This is a genomic window from Micromonospora sp. WMMD998 (assembly GCF_029581235.1).
In the GTDB taxonomy this organism is placed as follows: Bacteria; Actinomycetota; Actinomycetes; order Mycobacteriales; family Micromonosporaceae; genus Micromonospora.
In genome coordinates, this window is sequence record NZ_CP120740.1 from 1701735 (window position 1) to 1717283 (window position 15549).

The window sequence follows — 15549 nt, forward strand, 5'->3', positions numbered from 1 at the left end:
TGTCGCCGGAACCGCCCGAGGCGGATCCGGGGCGGTCACCCACTTCGATCCCCGGGTCAACCCTTACCGAGGCGGCGGTGGAACGCGCGTCAGGCCACGTCGAGCCGGATGTTTCCGATCCGGGCGACGACATCGAGATGGCCACCCAGCCCGGTCACGTAGGCGCGCAGTATCTCCAGGTTGACGCTCTCTCCGCGCTCGATCTGGCTGATCCGGGCCTGGGACAGGCCCGCCGCTTCCGCCAACTGAGCCTGTGTCATGCCCAACTGTTTACGGATCTCCGCCAACTGCGCGCCGCTGACCGAGGCCAGCATCTGCTCCCTGAGCCGGCCGCGTCGGGCCACCCGATCGGCGTCGTCCCAGGAGGGGTCAACCTCCCGAGCCTTCGCCTTGACGTCGCGCCAGTTCGCCCAATCGGTCATGTCCGGTCTTCCTTCGAGCTGATCAAGTGTTCCTGGAACCGCTCATCCGCCAACGGGATGGCGATCCGGTACCAACTCTGCCACTGCCCCGACTTGTCCCCGGCTACAAGGAACACGGCTTCGCGGAAGGGGTCGAACGCAAAGATCATGCGAACCTCCGAGGAACCACTCGAACCTGGCCGTAACTCCTTCATGTGGTGATAGGCGCTGCCCTTGAGCCGATCGACCAACGGCCGGCCAAGGGCCGGGCCGTGCTTTGCCAGTAGGTCGAGCGCCTCTTCGACGAGTTCGGCCGTGCGCGGATCGCCTATGCACAGGTCGAGGAACCAGGCTTCGACCTCAGGATGCAGTCTGATCTCCCACACCTGACAAATATAAGTAAACCTTATGCGACGCGGTTTGCGCCTCTCCGATGTCCTCCCAAATTCCGCGAATCTCAGTCGACCGGAGTTTCGGTCCGGTCCGACTCCTCGCCGGCCGGGCCGGGCCGCGGGCCGTCCACCGCCGCCAGCATCTGCTTCCGGAGTTGCCGTCGTCGGGCCACCCGCTCGGGATCGTTCCAGGTGGGATCGAGCCGTTGGGCCTTCGCCTTGACGTCGCGCCAGTTCGCTCCACTGTTCATGATCGGTTCTCCTTCGATGTCGTCACGTGCTCGTGGGGTCGCTGCGGACGGCTGGGCCTGGCGGGTGCCGATCCAGGTCATCACCCAGCCGGCCGCCGCGAACCCGCCCGCGGCCACGCCCCCGACCAGCAGCAGCCGCCACCCCGACTGGGTGAGCGCGGTGCCGCCCAGGTGCCCGACGAGCGTGCCGTAGCCGGCCCAACCGACGGCCGCCGCCGCCTCGTAGACCAGGAACAGCCGGTACGGGTAGCGGCTGCGGCCGGCGGAGAAGCAGGCCGCCATCCGGCCACCCGGCACGAACCGGCAGAGCAGGATCACCAGCGGCCCGGGCTCGCGCAGCCGGCGGGTGGCCTTGGCGACCGCACGCCGGGCCCGCCCCGGGGTGGCGTGCCCGGTCGCCTTGCGGGTCGGTGTGGTGCGGCCGAGCAGGTAGCAGGCCAGATCGCCGACGAAGACGCCCGCCGCGCCGACCGCGATGGTGACCGGCAGGCTGAGCCCGCCGTAGACGGTGAGCGCGCCGCTGGTGATCATGAGGATCTGGGTCGGCACCACCGGGACGAAGGCGTCCGCGACCAGCAGGGCCAGCAGCAGCGCGTACGCCCACGCGGGCGACGTGACGTGGGCGATCAGCTCAGCCACGGCCGCCACCCCGCGGGAGTGCCCGGGACGACCGGATCGGGCCGGACGCGGAGCGGGGCGGCGGATCCGTGCGCACCGGCGTACCGTTGGCGGAACGCGGCACCGGCGCCGTCGGGTCCCCCGTTCCCGATGGCCGGGCCGCCGCGGGTCGCCGGCAGGTCCCGTGCCGGCGACCCGCACCCACTCTCCGCTGTCGGGCCTGCGACAGCACGCCTGCCCGGATGCGCTTCCCAGATACGATCTTGGGCCCTAGCAGCATTCGCGCACAGGAGGCTCCATGGTTTCCACCCTGCTCCGGGGTGTGCTCGCCCTGACCCTGACGATCGGCGGCGGCGTGGCCGTCGCGGTCGGCCCGGCGGAGGCGGCGGCGAAGACATACAAGAACTGCACCGAGCTCAACAAGACCTACAAGCACGGCGTCGGCAAGAAGGGCGCGAAGGACAAGGTGCGCGGCAGCACCAAGCCGGTCACCAACTTCACGGTGTCCGACGCGGTCTACGCGAAGAACACGAAGCACGACCGCGACAAGGACGGCGTCGCCTGCGAGAAGCGCTGACCCGTTGACCGGAAATGCGGTCGCGCCGTAAGGCCGGGCCGCCGTACGGTCACCACATGCGCAGCGCGGAGAGGACCACGACGCCGGGTGTTCCCGGCGTGCCGCACTGACGTTTCCGTCGACGAGGCCCCGGGGCGATCCGCTCCGGGGCCTCGCGCCGTTCCGGCACCGCTCGCCTCCGGGTCGTACCCGATCAAGGAGAGCGACATGATCGACCACCGTAGGCTCGGCCGGGACCTGGAGCTGTTCGTCTCCGACCCGCTCGCGGGCGCCGGCCTGCCGATCTGGCTGCCGGCCGGCGCCGCCGCCCGGCACGCCGTCGAGGAGTACGTGCGGGAGTTGGAACGCCGGGCCGGCTACCGGCACGTCTACTCGCCGCCGCTCGGCAAGCGGGAACTGTTCGAGCGATCCGGGCATCTCGGCTACTTCGCCGACGACATGTTCCCGCCGATGCGGCTGAGCGCCGACGACGAGTTCGTGCTCCGGCCGGCGCTCTGCCCACACCACGCGCTGGTGTTCGCCGCCCGCGGCCGGTCCTACCGGGAGTTGCCGCTGCGCGTCGCCGAACTGGGCGGGATGTATCGGGCGGAACGCTCCGGGGTGCTCGGCGGCCTGTCCCGGGTACGCGCCATCTCGCTCAACGACGCGCACAACTTCTGCGCGCTGGAGCAGGTCGGCGACGAGGTCCGGGAGATCCTGCGGCTGATCGGCGAGGCGCACGCCGCGCTCGGCGTCCGGCCGGCCGGGTTCCGGCTGTCGGTGCGCGGGCCGGGGCAGCGGTACGTCGGCGACGACGCCGGCTGGGCGCGGGCCGAGGACCTGCTCCGCGCCGCGCTCGACGGGGTGGACGCCGTCGAGGCACCCGGCGAGGCCGCGTTCTACGGCCCGAAGATCGACGTGCAGATCGTGGACGCCGCCGGCCGGGAGTCGACCATCTCCACCGTGCAGCTCGACTTCGACAAACCGGAGCGGTTCGACCTGTCGTACACCGACTCGGACGGGGGCCGGAAGCGGCCGGTGATGGTGCACCGGAGCCTGGTCGGCAGCATGGAGCGGCTGTTCGCGTACCTGATCGAGGTGCACGAGGGGGCCTTCCCGGCCTGGTACGCCCCGGTGCAGGTGCTGCTGCTCCCGGTCGACGACGCGCAGGCCGACGCCGCCCGGCGGCTGGGCGTGGAGGCGGAGGCGGCCGGGCTGCGGGTCGAGGTCGACTCCGGCGGCTCGCTCGGCGCCCGCATCCGGGACGCGGCCCGGCGCCGTGTCCCGTACGTCGGGGTGGTCGGCGCCCGGGAGGCGGCCGAGGGTGCGGTCTCGCTGCGCCTGCGCGACGGACGTCGGCTCGCGCCGATGCCCGCGGACGCGGCGTGGGGCCGCATCGGGGCCGTGGTCGCCAGCCGCTCGGTCGACCTGCTCCCACCGGCCTGACCCGGCCCCGCCCGGGTGACGGACCGTCACCCGGGCGGGACCCGGTGTCGAGGCTGTCGCGGGGTCCACGTCAGTTCCCGATCGGCGCGCCGGTGGGACGCATCCCGGCCGGCGGACCCGCCGGCGCCGGCACCTCGTCGGCGAGAACCGCGCCGGTGAACTGCGCCCGGTAGAGCCGGGCGTACGCGCCGTCGGCGGCGACGAGCTGGTCGTGCGTCCCCTGCTCGACGATCCGGCCCCGCTCCATCATCAGGATCAGGTCGGCGTCGCGGATGGTGGAGAGCCGGTGCGCGATGACGAAGCTGGTCCGGTCGGACCGCAGCGCCGCCATGGCGCGCTGGAGCAGCACCTCGGTGCGGGTGTCCACCGAGCTGGTCGCCTCGTCCAGGATCAGCAGCGACGGCTCGGCCAGGAACGCCCGGGCGATGGTGATGAGCTGCTTCTCACCGGCGCTGACGTTGCTGCCCTCCTCGTCGATCACGGTGTCGTAGCCGTCCGGCAGGCTGCGCACGAACCGGTCCACGAAGGTGGCCTGGGCGGCGGCCAGGATCTCCTCCTCGGTGGCGTCCGGCCGCCCGTAGGCGATGTTGTCCCGGATGGTGCCGCCGAAGAGCCAGGTGTCCTGGAGCACCATGCCGATCCGGTCGCGCAGGTCGTCCCGGCGCATGGTGCTGATGTCCACCCCGTCCAGGGTGATCCGCCCGGCGTCCAGCTCGTAGAACCGCATGACCAGGTTGACCAGGGTGGTCTTGCCGGCGCCGGTGGGGCCGACGATGGCCACCGTGTGACCGGGCTCGGCGACCAGGGACAGGTCGTCGATCAGCGGCTGGTCCGGGTCGTACCGGAAGGAGACGTGCGCGAACTCGACCCGGCCGTGCGGGTCGGCGATCCGGGCCGGCTCGGCCGGGTCGGCGCTCTGCTCGTCGGCGTCGAGCACCTCGAAGACCCGCTCGGCCGAGGCCACCCCGGACTGGAGCAGGTTGGCCATCGACGCGACCTGGGTCAACGGCTGGGTGAACTGCCGCGAGTACTGGATGAACGCCTGCACGTCGCCGAGGCTCATCGTGCCCGAGGCCACCCGCAGGCCGCCGACCACCGCGATCGCGACGTAGCTCAGGTTCCCGATGAAGAACATCGCCGGCATGATGATCCCGGAGACGAACTGCGCGCCGAAGCTGGCCTGGAACAGCTCCTCGTTCTTGGTCCGGAAGGCGGCCTCGACCTCCTTCTGCCGGCCGAACACCTTGACCAGCTCGTGCCCGGTGTACGCCTCCTCGATCTGGGCGTTCAGCTCGCCCGTGTGCGTCCACTGGGCGATGAACTTCCGCTGCGACCGCTTGGCGATCTGACCGGTGACGACCACCGACAGCGGGATCGCCACCAACGCCACCAGGGCCAGCAGCGGCGAGATCCAGAACATCATCCCGAGTACGCCGACGACCGTGAGCAGCGAGGTGAGCAACTGGCTCAACGTCTGCTGGAGCGTCTGCGCAATGTTGTCGATGTCGTTCGTGACCCGGCTGAGCAGCTCACCGCGCGGCTGCTTGTCGAAGTAGGGCAGCGGCAACCGGTTGAGCTTGTCCTCCACGTCGGCGCGCAGGCGCAGCACGGTGCGCTGCACCACCCCGTTGAGCACCCAACCCTGCCCCCAGGTCAGGATGCCGGCGGCGACGTAGAGCGCGACCGCGAGCGCCAGCACCCGGCCCAGCCGGGAAAAGTCGATGCCGGCGCCGGGCACCACGTCCATCCGGGCCAGCATGTCGGCGAAGTTGCCGTTGCCCGAGGCCCGGGCCGCCGCCACCGCCGCCTCGGTGCTGGTGCCGGCGGGCAGTTGCCGGCCGATCACCCCGTTGAAGATGATGTCGGTGGCGTGGCCGAGCACCTTCGGCCCGATCACGCCGAGACCGACGCCGGCCAGGGCCAGCGCCAGTACGCCGGTGAGCTGGATCCGGTGCGGTCGCAGCCGCCCCAGCAGCCGGCGCGCCGACGGCCCGAAGCGCATCGCCTTCTCGGCCGGCATGCCCATGTTCATGTGCGGCGGGCCGCCGCCGGGTCGCCGCCCGGCCGGGGGCAGCCGCTTCGACTCGGCCTTCTGCTGCGGTACCGCCCTCGTGTCACTCATGCCGTGCTGGCCGGGCATGCCCTCACGGCCCTCGCTGCGCTCGGTGCGTTCGGTCATGCCGCCACCCCCGCGGTCTGCTGGGACGCCACGATCTCGGCGTACGTCGGGCAGTTCTCCAGCAGTTCGTCGTGTCGTCCCATCCCGACGACGCCCCCGTCCTCAAGCACGATGATCTGGTCGGCGTCGACGATCGTGGAGACCCGCTGGGCCACGATCACCACCGCCGCGTCCGCGGTGACCGGCTTGAGGGCGGCCCGCAGCCGGGCGTCCGTGCCGAGGTCGAGCGCGGAGAAGGAGTCGTCGAAGAGATAGATCTCCGGTTTGCGTACCAGCGCGCGGGCGATGGCCAGGCGTTGCCGCTGGCCGCCGGAGACGTTCGTGCCGCCCTGCGCGATCGGCGCGTCCAGGCCACCGGGCATCTCGGTCACGAAGTCACGCGCCTGGGCGATCTCCAGGGCCGCCCACAGGTCCGCGTCGGTGGCCTCCGGATTGCCGTAGCGCAGGTTGCTCGCCACCGTGCCGCTGAACAGGTACGGCCGTTGCGGCACCAGCCCGATCCGCCGCCACAGCTCGTCCGGGGCCAGCTCCCGCACGTCCACGCCGTCGACCAGGACCGCGCCGGCGGTCGGATCGACCAGCCGGGGGATCAGCGTCAGCAGCGTGGTCTTGCCGGCGCCGGTGGAACCGATGATCGCCGTGGTCCGGCCGGGCCGGGCCTGGAACGAGATGTCGTGCAGCACCGGCGCGGTCGCGCCCGGGTACTGGAAGCCGGCGCCGCGCAGCTCCAACTCGCCGTGGCCGGACACCTCGGTCACCGGGTCCGCCGCCGGCACCACCGACGAGTCGGTGTCGAGCACCTCGGAGATGCGTTCGGCGCAGACCGCGGCGCGGGGCACCATCATCAGCATGAAGGTGGCCATCATGACGGCCATCAGGATCTGCATCAGATAGGCCAGGAACGCGGTGAGCGCGCCGATCTGGATCTCGCCGGAGTCGACCCGGGACGCGCCGAACCAGAGCACCGCGACGCTGGAGACGTTGAGCACCAGCATCACGATCGGGAAGATCAGCGCCTGGAGCCGGCCGATGCGCAGCGCGGTCGCGGTCAGCTCGGTGTTGGCCACCCGGAAGCGGTCGGTCTCGTACGGCTCGCGGACGAAGGCCCGGACCACCCGGATGCCGGTGATCTGCTCGCGCAGCACCCGGTTGACGGTGTCGATCCGGGTCTGCATCAGCCGGAACCCGGGCACCATCCGGCGGATGATCAGGCCCAACGCGACCGCCAGCACCGGCACGCAGACGAGCATCAGCCAGGAGAGCCCGACGTCCTCGCGCAGCGCCATCACCACGCCGCCGATGCTCATGATCGGCGCGGCCACCAGCATGGTGCAGCTCAGCAGCACCAGCATCTGCACCTGCTGGACGTCGTTCGTGTTACGGGTGATCAGCGACGGGGCGCCGAACCGGGCGACCTCGCGGGCGGAGAAGCGGTTGACGTGCCCGAAGATGGCACCCCGGACGTCCCGGCCGAAACCCATCGCGGTCCTGGCGCCGAGGTAGACCGCGGCGATCGAGCAGGCGATCTGGACCAGGCTGACCAGCAGCATCCACCCGCCCGTACGCAGGATCTCGTCGGTGTCGCCGCGGGCGACGCCGCGGTCGATGATGTCGGCGTTCAGGCTGGGTAGGTAGAGTGACGCCATGGTGCCGACGAACTGGAACGCCACCACGGCGGCCAGTGGTCGACGGTATGGGCGTAGGTAGGTGCGGAGCAGGCGGATCAGCACGGACGTCTCCCCGTTGGCGACTCGGTGTCGGACTCGCTGTCGGACTCGTTGTCCCGGTTCAACCGACGGAGGTCCCCGTCGGACATGCCGGTGATGATTTCGGTGAGGAACTCGCGGACGACGGCGCGCTTGGCGGGGTCGGCGTCGACTGACGTCAGCGGGCGGTCGCTGTGGATCATGTCGATGATCGCGCGGGCGTGCTCGTGCCCCTTGTCGGTGAGCGTGAGCTGGACGGTGCGGCGGTCCTCGGGGCCGCGCCGCCGGGCGACGAACCCGTCGCGTTCCAGGGTGTCGACGATGCCGGTGAGGGTGGCCGGCCGGACGAAGCACAGCTCCGCCATGTCGCGGTGGGTGATGTCGCCGGAGCGCAGCAGGATCATCAGCACGCGCATGCCGGCGGAGGTGAGGCCGTGGTGCTCGGCCAGGTAGCGCCCCCAGTGCTGCTCGACGACGTGGCCGGCGATGGAGACGAGCCGGCCGAGCGGCGCGTGTTGCAGCGCATCGGGGAAGCGGACGAGCGGACCCATGTTCACGGGCGCTAGATTAGCGCCCGAATCATCAGGCCCCAAACGAATTTCTGAGAATCACCTCAGTCGCCGTCGGAGCCGGTGCGCCGGGTCGGCGCCGCCTCGTCCGGCGCGGTCGCCACGTAGTCGCGCATCACGTCCGCGACCTCGCGCAGGAACGCCGCGGTGGCCTCGGCCTGCTCGGGGGTGAGGCGGGCGACCGCCCGGTCGACGCCGACCAACATCGGGCGCAGCGCCTCCAGCACCTCGCCGACCGCGTGCTCGGTCACCTGGAGGCTCAGCCGCCGGCGGTCGCGCGGGTGCGGGGCGCGGGCGACGTGGCCCGCGCGCACCAGCCGGTCGACAAGCGTGGTGGCGGACGCCGACCGGATGCCGAGCCGGTTGCCCAACTCGACCGGGCCGAGCGGCTCGGCGCTGGAGACCAGGTGGTCGATGGCCGCGGCGTCGGTCGTGCCGATGCCGAGACGGCGGGCGAGCGCGGCGCGGGTGTCCCCGGCGACCCGCAGCACCTCGCGCAGGGCTCGGGCGGCCTCACTGCTCGGCGGCGGGCCGGCCGGCCCGGCCGCTCCGGTTGACGGCGACCGCTCCATGGGTAAAAGCTAGCATCTCAGGTAGCTAGAAAAACTAGCTAACGAGGAGGTCGCAATGCGCAGCGACGGGCGCGGACGCTGGTTCGGGCTGCTCGCCATCAGCCTCGGCGTCGCGATGATCATCGTGGACGCCACCATCGTGAACGTCGCGGTGCCGCAGATCATCCGGGACCTGGACATCACCTCCACCGACGCCCAGTGGGTCCAGGAGGCGTACACCCTGGTCTTCGCGTCGTTGCTGCTGGTCGCCGGCCGCTTCGCCGACCGGTCCGGGCGGCGGCGGATGTTCGTCACCGGGGTCAGCGTCTTCGTGGTGGCCAGCGTGCTCGCGGCGGTCGCCGGCTCCGGCGAGGCGCTGATCGGTGCCCGGGTGCTCCAGGGCATCGGCGGGGCGATGATGCTGCCCACCTCGCTATCCCTGCTCAACGCCAACTTCACCGGCCGGGAACGCGGCATCGCGTTCGCCGTCTGGGGCTCCACCATCGGCGGCGCGGCGGCGCTCGGGCCGCTGCTCGGCGGCTGGCTCACCACCACGTACTCCTGGCGGTGGGCGTTCGGCATCAACGTCCCGGTCAGCCTCGCCGTGATCGTGGGCGCCCTGCTGCTGGTCGCCGAGTCCCGCGACGACCGCGCCGAACGCGGCGTCGACCTGCTCGGCGCGCTGCTCTCGGTGGTCGGCATGACCGGCGTGGTGTTCGCGCTGATCGAGGGCCGCACCTACGGCTGGTGGGAGCGGGAACGGCCGTTCAGCCTGTTCGGCCTGGACTGGACCGCCTCGATCTCGCCGGTGCCGGTGGCCGCGCTGGCCGGACTGACCGCACTCGGGGTCTTCCTGGTCCAGCAGGTCCGCCGCAACCGGGCCGGCCGGCCCGCGCTGCTCGACCTGTCGCTGTTCGGCATCGGCTCGTTCCGCAACGGCATCCTCGCCGCCGCGATCGTCAGCCTGGGCGAGTTCGGCCTGCTCTTCGCGCTGCCGCTGTGGTTCCAGAACGTGCTCGGCTACAGCGCCTTCCGCACCGGCCTGGCACTGCTGCCGCTCGCCGTCGGCAGCTTCCTGGCCAGCGGCATCGGCGCGCCGCTGACCCAGCGCTGGGGCGCGGCCCGGGTGGTCCAACTCGGCGTCGCCGCCGAGCTGGTCGGCGTCGCCGGGCTGGGTCTCGTGGTCGCGCCGGACACCCGCTGGTGGGCGCCGGTGGCGTTCCTCTTCGTCTACGGCGTCGGCGTCGGGCTGGCCACCGCTCAGCTCACCGGCGTCTCCCTGGCCGAAGTGCCGGTACGGCGCAGTGGGCAGGGCTCGGGACTGCAGAGCACCGCCCGGCAGGTCGGCTCGGCGCTCGGCATCGCGGTGCTCGGCACCGTGCTCTTCGCCAGCCTCGGTGGGATCCTCGGCGACCGGCTGGCCGACCAGCCCGGCCTCGACCCGGCCGGGCGGGACCAGGTGGTGACCGCGGTGAAGGAGAGCGCCGGCGCGTCGATCACCGGGCTGGCCGCGGATCCGCGTACCGCACCGATCGCCGAGGAGGCGAAGGCCGCCTTCTCCGACGCCACCCGGTATGCGGCCTTCACCGCGGCCGGATTCCTGCTGATCGGCCTGCTCGCCTGCCTGCGCCTGCCGGAGGTGCGCGCCCGGGAGGCCGGCGACGCGGCCGGGGCGGAACCGGTCCGGGCCTGAGGCGGGCCCGCCCCGGCGCCGGGTCAGCCGGCCAGGGCGACTGCCAGCGCGGCGGACACGAAGACGACCTGGAGCGCCGTGCGGGCGCCGAGCGGGGTGACCGGCCGACCGCCGAGCGTCAGCCGGCGGCGGGCGGCCGACACGTTGGCCGGGAACATGGCCAGCATCAGCAGGGCCAGCCCGGCCGCCGCCCAGCGCGCGGTGGCCGGCGCGAGCAGGGCGAGCGCGCCGGCGAGCTCCAGCACGCCGGTCAGCGTGACCAACAGGTCGGGCCGGGGCAGCCCCGGCGGGACCATCGTGATCAGGTCCGACCGCCGGGACGTGAAGTGCGCCGCGCCGGTCAGCACGAACATCAGCGCGAGGCCGACCCGCAGCGCGGGGTGCCAGGCGTCGAGGGCAGGCACGCCGAGCAGGCCGGCGATCCGGGCCAGGGCGGTGCCGGTGAGAAGCGCGATCAGGGGTGCCACGGGTCGTCCCTCCGACAGGCAATCTTGTCAGCGACAAGATTGCCTGCGGCGATGGCATCTTGTCAATGACAAGTTATGGTGAGGTCATGACGTCCGCCCGCGCCTACCACCACGGGGACCTCCACCGCGCGCTGCTCGCCGCCGCGGTGGAGGCGATCGCCGAATCCGGCCCGACCGCGCTGAGCCTGCGCGACCTGGCCCGCCGGGCCGGCGTCTCGCACGCGGCGCCCGCGCACCACTTCGGCGACAAGGCCGGCCTGCTCACCGCGCTCGCCACCCAGGGCTTCGACCTGCTCGGCGAGGCGCTGCGGGCAGCGGGCGACGACTTCCGGGAGTACGGCGTCGCCTACGTCGTCTTCGCGGTCCGCCACCGGGCGCACTTCGAGGTGATGTTCCGTCCGGACCTCCACCGAGCCGACGACCCGGAGCTGCTGGCCGCCCGGGAGCGGACCGGGGAACTGCTGCGCGGCGGGGTGTCCCGGCACACCGGCCGGGAGCCCGGCGTGGACGCGCTGGCCGCCTGGTCGGTCGCGCACGGCTTCGCCGAGCTGTGGCTGGCCGGCGCCCTCCCGTCCCGGGTGGGCGCCGACCCCGAGCCGGCCGCGCGTGCGGTGCTCGGCCGGCTCTTCTCCTGAGCGGTCACCAACTGGTCGGCAGCGGCATGCCCTCGGTGTAGCCGGCGGTGCTCTGCACACCGACCAGCGCCCGCTCGTGGAACTCGTCCAGGCTGCGCGCGCCCGCGTACGTGAACGCGCTGCGTACCCCAGAGACGATCTCGTCGATCAGGTCCTCCACGCCCGGCCGGTTCGGGTCGAGATACATCCGGGCGGTCGAGATGCCCTCCTCGAAGATCGCCTTCCGGGCCCGGTCGAACATGCTGTCCTCGGCGGTCCGCGCGCTCACCGCCCGGGACGAGGCCATGCCGAAGCTCTCCTTGTAGCGCCGGCCGTCGGCGTCGGTGTAGAGGTCGCCGGGGGACTCGTAGGTGCCGGCGAACCAGGAGCCGACCATCACGTTCGAGGCGCCGGCGGCCAGCGCCAGCGCGACGTCCCGCGGGTGGCGTACGCCGCCGTCGGCCCAGACGTGCCGGCCCGACGAGCGGGCCGCCGCCGCGCAGTCGAGCACCGCGGAGAACTGCGGACGGCCCACCCCGGTCATCATCCGGGTGGTGCACATGGCACCCGGACCCACGCCCACCTTGACGATGTCGGCGCCGGCCTCGATGAGGTCGCGTACCCCGTCGGCGGTGACCACGTTGCCGGCCGCGACCGGGACGGCCGGGTCGAGCTTGCGGACCGCCCGCAGCGCCTGCATCATCCGTTCCTGGTGCCCGTGCGCGGTGTCCACGACCAGCGTGTCCACGCCGGCCGCCAGCAGCGCGGCGGCCTTGCCGGTGACGTCGCCGTTGATCCCCACCGCCGCCGCGATCCGCAGCCGGCCCCGGTCGTCCACCGCCGGCGTGTAGAGCGTCGCGCGCAGCGCGCCCGCGCGGGTCAGCACGCCGATCAGGCGGCCGTCGGCGTCCACCACCGGCGCGAGCCGCCGCCGGCCCGCCGAGAGCCGCTCGAATCCGGTACGCGGGTCCGCGTCCGCCGGCACGGTGTGCAGTTCGGTGGACATCACGTGCCGGAGCTGGGCGAAGCGGTCCACCCCCACGGTGTCCGCCTCGGTCACCACGCCCACCGGCCGGCCGCCCTCGTCGACCACGATCACCGCGCCGTGCGCCCGCTTGGGCAGCAAATGGATGGCGTCGCCGACGGTGTCGGTCGGGCCGAGCGTGATCGCCGTGTCGTGCACCAGGTGCCGCTGCTTGACCCACCCGACGACGTTCGCGACGACCTCGATCGGGATGTCCTGCGGGATCACCGCGACGGCGCCGCGACGGGCGACGGTCTCGGCCATCCGCCGGCCGGCGACGGCGGTCATGTTCGCCACCACCAGGGGAACGGTGGTGCCGGTGCCGTCGCCGGAGGACAGGTCGACGTCGAGCCGGGAGCCCACCTCGGAACGGTTGGGCGCCATGAAGACGTCGTTGTAGGTCAGGTCGTGCGCGGGGACCGCGCCATGAAGGAACCGCACCCGGCCATCATTCCCGCTCCCGGCGCTTCCCGCCGCCGCTGGTGGCCCGGACCACCCGCCGCCCGGGGTGTTAAGAAGGGGCCCCGCCTATACCGCAGGCGTTAAGCGGGGGCCCCTCCTTAACCCTCGATGGTGCAGATGGGGGCGCCGGCGGTGATGACGGCGCCCACCTCGGCGGCCAGCCCGCTCACCGTGCCGGCCTTGTGCGCGTGCAGCGGCTGCTCCATCTTCATCGCCTCCAGCACCACGACCAGGTCGCCCTCGGCGACCGTGTCACCGTCGGCCACGGCGATCTTCACGATGGTGCCCTGCATCGGCGAGGTGAGCGTGTCCCCGCTGACCGCGCCGCCCGCCTTGCCTGCGCCACCACGGCGGGTCGGCTTGCGCGCGGCGGGCACGACTGCCGCCGTACCCGCGCCGAGGCCGGCGGGGAGGACGACCTCCAGCCGCTTGCCGCCGACCTCGACGACGACGGTCTCGCGCTCGGCCGTGCCCTCGGCGACGTCGGCGACCGCCGTGAAGGCCGGGACGGTGTTGTCCCATTCGGTCTCGATCCACCTGGTGTGCACGGTGAACGGCTCGCCGGTGAACGCCGCGTCGCGAATCACCAGGCGGTGGAAGGGCAGCGCGGTGGCCATGCCCTCGACCACCATCTCGTCGAGCGCCCGGCGGGCCCGCTCCAGCGCCTCGGTACGGGTCTCGCCGACGATGATCACCTTGGCGAGCAGCGAGTCGAAGTTGCCGCCGATCACGTCGCCGGCGGAGATGCCGGCGTCCACCCGGACGCCGGGGCCGGTGGGCAGCCGCAGCGCGGTGACGGTGCCGGGTGCGGGCAGGAAGTTGCGGCCCGGGTCCTCGCCGTTGATGCGGAACTCGATGGCGTGCCCGCGCGGCGTCGGGTCCTCGGTGCGGCGCAGCTTCTCGCCGTCGGCGATGCGGAACTGCTCGCGGACCAGGTCGATGCCGGCGGTCTCCTCGGTCACCGGGTGCTCGACCTGAAGCCGGGTGTTCACTTCCAGGAAGGAGATGGTGCCGTCCCGGCCGACCAGGTATTCCACCGTGCCGGCGCCGTGGTAGCCGGCCTCCCGGCAGATCGCCTTGGCGCTGTCGTGGATCTGGGCGCGCTGGGCCTCGGTGAGGAACGGCGCGGGGGCCTCCTCGACGAGCTTCTGGTGCCGGCGCTGGAGCGAGCAGTCCCGGGTGCCGACGACGATCACGTTGCCGTGCTGGTCGGCCAGCACCTGTGCCTCGACGTGGCGGGGCTGGTCCAGGTAGCGCTCGACGAAGCACTCGCCCCGGCCGAACGCGGCGACCGCCTCGCGGGTGGCCGACTCGAACAGGTGGGGGATCTCCTCCATGGTGCGGGCCACCTTGAGGCCCCGGCCGCCGCCGCCGAACGCCGCCTTGATGGCGACCGGCAGGCCGTGCTCGGTGGCGAACGCGGTCACCTCGTCGGCGCCGGCCACCGGGTCGGGCGTGCCGGGCACGAGCGGCGCGCCGGCGCGCTGGGCGATGTGCCGGGCGGTCACCTTGTCGCCCAGGTCGCGGATCGCCTGCGGGGTGGGACCGATCCAGGTCAGGCCGGCGTCGATGACGGCCTGGGCGAAGTCGGCGTTCTCGGAGAGGAAGCCGTAGCCGGGGTGCACCGCGTCCGCGCCGGCCCGTGCGGCGACGTCGATCAGTTTGTCGATCCGCAGGTAGCTGTCCGCGGCGGTGTCACCACCGAGGGCGTACGCCTCGTCGGCGAGCGTGGCGTGCAGGGCGTCCCGGTCGGAGTCCGCGTAGACGGCGACGCTCGCCAGCCCGGCGTCGCGGCAGGCGCGGATGACGCGGACGGCGATCTCGCCGCGGTTGGCGATGAGAACCTTGCGCACCTTGTGGGCTCCTCCCGGGAGGTCGATTTCGGGAGTGTAGCCCCGGGCCAGGACGGCCTAACGATCGCTCAGTGTGGGATGTCGCACTGTAGTCAAGTTTGGCTATTACGCTTGTCCGATGTCGGCGACGCGGATGATGATCCTGGGGCTGGTCCGGTGGATGCAGCCGGTGCACGGTTACGACGTACGCCGTGAGCTGCTGAGTTGGAGCGCGGACAAGTGGGCCAACGTGCAGCCCGGTTCGATCTATCACGCGCTGCGCAAGCTCACTGACGAGGGGCTGCTGCGGACGGTCTCGGTCGAGCAGGTGGGCGCCCGCCCGGCCCGCACCACGTACGAGGTGACGCCGAAGGGCGAGGAAGAGTTCGAGACGTTGCTGCGGGCCCAGTGGTGGCAGGTCCACGAGTCGCCGGACCCGTTCGTGGCGGCGTTCTCGTTCCTGCCGGCGATGCCGCGCGAGGAGGCCGCGGCGGCGCTGCGCAACCGGGCCAACCTGCTGCGGGCCGGCGTCGAGTCGATGCGTGCGTCACTTGACTCGGACTGGGTACGCGCCCGCAAGCCGGTGCACGTGGGCTGGATGTTCGAGCTGTGGTTGGCCCGGGCGGAGGCGGAGATGGCCTGGTGCGAGCGGATCGCGGAGCGGATCGAGTCGGGGGTGTCGTACCTGCCCGCCGGGATGGAGCGCGGGGAGGGGTGGGCCGGTGGCGACACGAAATAATCAACGTTGACCAGAAGAGTTATATCGCGTTAGCCTCAACGCGAATCGT

General features: G+C 72.3%; 15 protein-coding genes. 5 read left to right on the top strand and 10 right to left on the bottom strand.

The window, feature by feature from the left end:
* Positions 1 to 89: 89 nt before the first annotated feature.
* The 3 genes from O7619_RS08140 to O7619_RS08150 all read right to left on the bottom strand — a co-directional run bounded on the left by O7619_RS08140 (position 90) and on the right by O7619_RS08150 (position 1683).
* Positions 90 to 422, bottom strand: a complete 333-nt coding sequence (locus O7619_RS08140; RefSeq protein WP_282286727.1) for a helix-turn-helix transcriptional regulator — start codon at positions 420 to 422, stop codon at positions 90 to 92.
* A complete protein-coding gene (locus O7619_RS08145) occupies positions 419 to 787 on the bottom strand; it encodes a type II toxin-antitoxin system RelE/ParE family toxin (protein ID WP_282286728.1) in 369 nt (122 codons plus the stop codon). Before O7619_RS08145 ends, O7619_RS08140 begins: the two co-directional genes overlap by 4 nt.
* Before the next feature lie 71 nt (positions 788 to 858).
* The gene (locus O7619_RS08150; protein WP_282286729.1) at positions 859 to 1683 is read right to left on the bottom strand and encodes a DedA family protein; all 825 of its coding nucleotides are present in this window, start codon (positions 1681 to 1683) and stop codon (positions 859 to 861) included.
* Positions 1684 to 1960: 277 nt separating this feature from the next.
* Here O7619_RS08150 and O7619_RS08155 point away from each other — a divergent pair, with 277 nt between their 5' ends.
* A complete protein-coding gene (locus O7619_RS08155) occupies positions 1961 to 2239 on the top strand; it encodes an excalibur calcium-binding domain-containing protein (protein WP_282286730.1) in 279 nt (92 codons plus the stop codon).
* Positions 2240 to 2446: 207 nt separating this feature from the next.
* Positions 2447 to 3664 (top strand): threonine--tRNA ligase, encoded by a 1218-nt coding sequence (gene thrS, locus O7619_RS08160; RefSeq protein ID WP_282286732.1) that lies wholly within the window; start codon positions 2447 to 2449, stop codon positions 3662 to 3664.
* Between the two features lie 70 nt (positions 3665 to 3734).
* On the opposite strand, the gene O7619_RS08165 is transcribed toward thrS, so the two are convergent.
* The 4 genes from O7619_RS08165 to O7619_RS08180 form a co-directional block, all read right to left on the bottom strand.
* Complete coding sequence (locus O7619_RS08165; protein WP_282288726.1) at positions 3735 to 5684, bottom strand: ABC transporter ATP-binding protein; 1950 nt, start codon at positions 5682 to 5684, stop codon at positions 3735 to 3737.
* A 155-nt stretch (positions 5685 to 5839) separates the two neighbouring features.
* A complete protein-coding gene (locus O7619_RS08170) occupies positions 5840 to 7573 on the bottom strand; it encodes an ABC transporter ATP-binding protein (RefSeq protein WP_282286733.1) in 1734 nt (577 codons plus the stop codon).
* Positions 7567 to 8100 carry a MarR family transcriptional regulator gene (locus tag O7619_RS08175; protein WP_282288728.1) on the bottom strand — a complete coding sequence of 178 codons (534 nt, stop codon included), beginning with the start codon at positions 8098 to 8100 and terminating at the stop codon, positions 7567 to 7569. Before O7619_RS08175 ends, O7619_RS08170 begins: the two co-directional genes overlap by 7 nt.
* Positions 8101 to 8162: 62 nt before the next feature.
* Positions 8163 to 8690, bottom strand: coding sequence for a MarR family transcriptional regulator (locus O7619_RS08180; protein WP_282286734.1), 528 nt, complete (start codon positions 8688 to 8690; stop codon positions 8163 to 8165).
* Positions 8691 to 8745: 55 nt separating this feature from the next.
* Between O7619_RS08180 and O7619_RS08185 the strand changes: the two genes are divergently transcribed.
* Positions 8746 to 10362 carry a DHA2 family efflux MFS transporter permease subunit gene (locus tag O7619_RS08185; protein WP_282286736.1) on the top strand — a complete coding sequence of 539 codons (1617 nt, stop codon included), beginning with the start codon at positions 8746 to 8748 and terminating at the stop codon, positions 10360 to 10362.
* Between the two features lie 23 nt (positions 10363 to 10385).
* On the opposite strand, the gene O7619_RS08190 is transcribed toward O7619_RS08185, so the two are convergent.
* Positions 10386 to 10829, bottom strand: a complete 444-nt coding sequence (locus O7619_RS08190; protein ID WP_282286738.1) for a DoxX family membrane protein — start codon at positions 10827 to 10829, stop codon at positions 10386 to 10388.
* Between the two features lie 86 nt (positions 10830 to 10915).
* On the opposite strand from O7619_RS08190, the gene O7619_RS08195 reads away from it, so the two are divergent.
* Complete coding sequence (locus O7619_RS08195) at positions 10916 to 11464, top strand: TetR/AcrR family transcriptional regulator (protein WP_282286739.1); 549 nt, start codon at positions 10916 to 10918, stop codon at positions 11462 to 11464.
* A 4-nt stretch (positions 11465 to 11468) separates the two neighbouring features.
* Here O7619_RS08195 and O7619_RS08200 read toward each other — a convergent pair whose 3' ends face one another.
* Together O7619_RS08200 and O7619_RS08205 are read right to left on the bottom strand one after the other, a co-directional pair.
* A complete protein-coding gene (locus O7619_RS08200; protein ID WP_282286740.1) occupies positions 11469 to 12908 on the bottom strand; it encodes a GuaB1 family IMP dehydrogenase-related protein in 1440 nt (479 codons plus the stop codon).
* 119 nt (positions 12909 to 13027) lie between these two features.
* Positions 13028 to 14782: a biotin carboxylase N-terminal domain-containing protein gene (locus tag O7619_RS08205; RefSeq protein WP_282286742.1), complete on the bottom strand. Its 1755-nt coding sequence runs from the start codon at positions 14780 to 14782 to the stop codon at positions 13028 to 13030.
* 133 nt (positions 14783 to 14915) lie between these two features.
* Here O7619_RS08205 and O7619_RS08210 point away from each other — a divergent pair, with 133 nt between their 5' ends.
* Positions 14916 to 15500 (top strand): PadR family transcriptional regulator, encoded by a 585-nt coding sequence (locus O7619_RS08210; protein WP_282288729.1) that lies wholly within the window; start codon positions 14916 to 14918, stop codon positions 15498 to 15500.
* Positions 15501 to 15549: the final 49 nt, after the last annotated feature.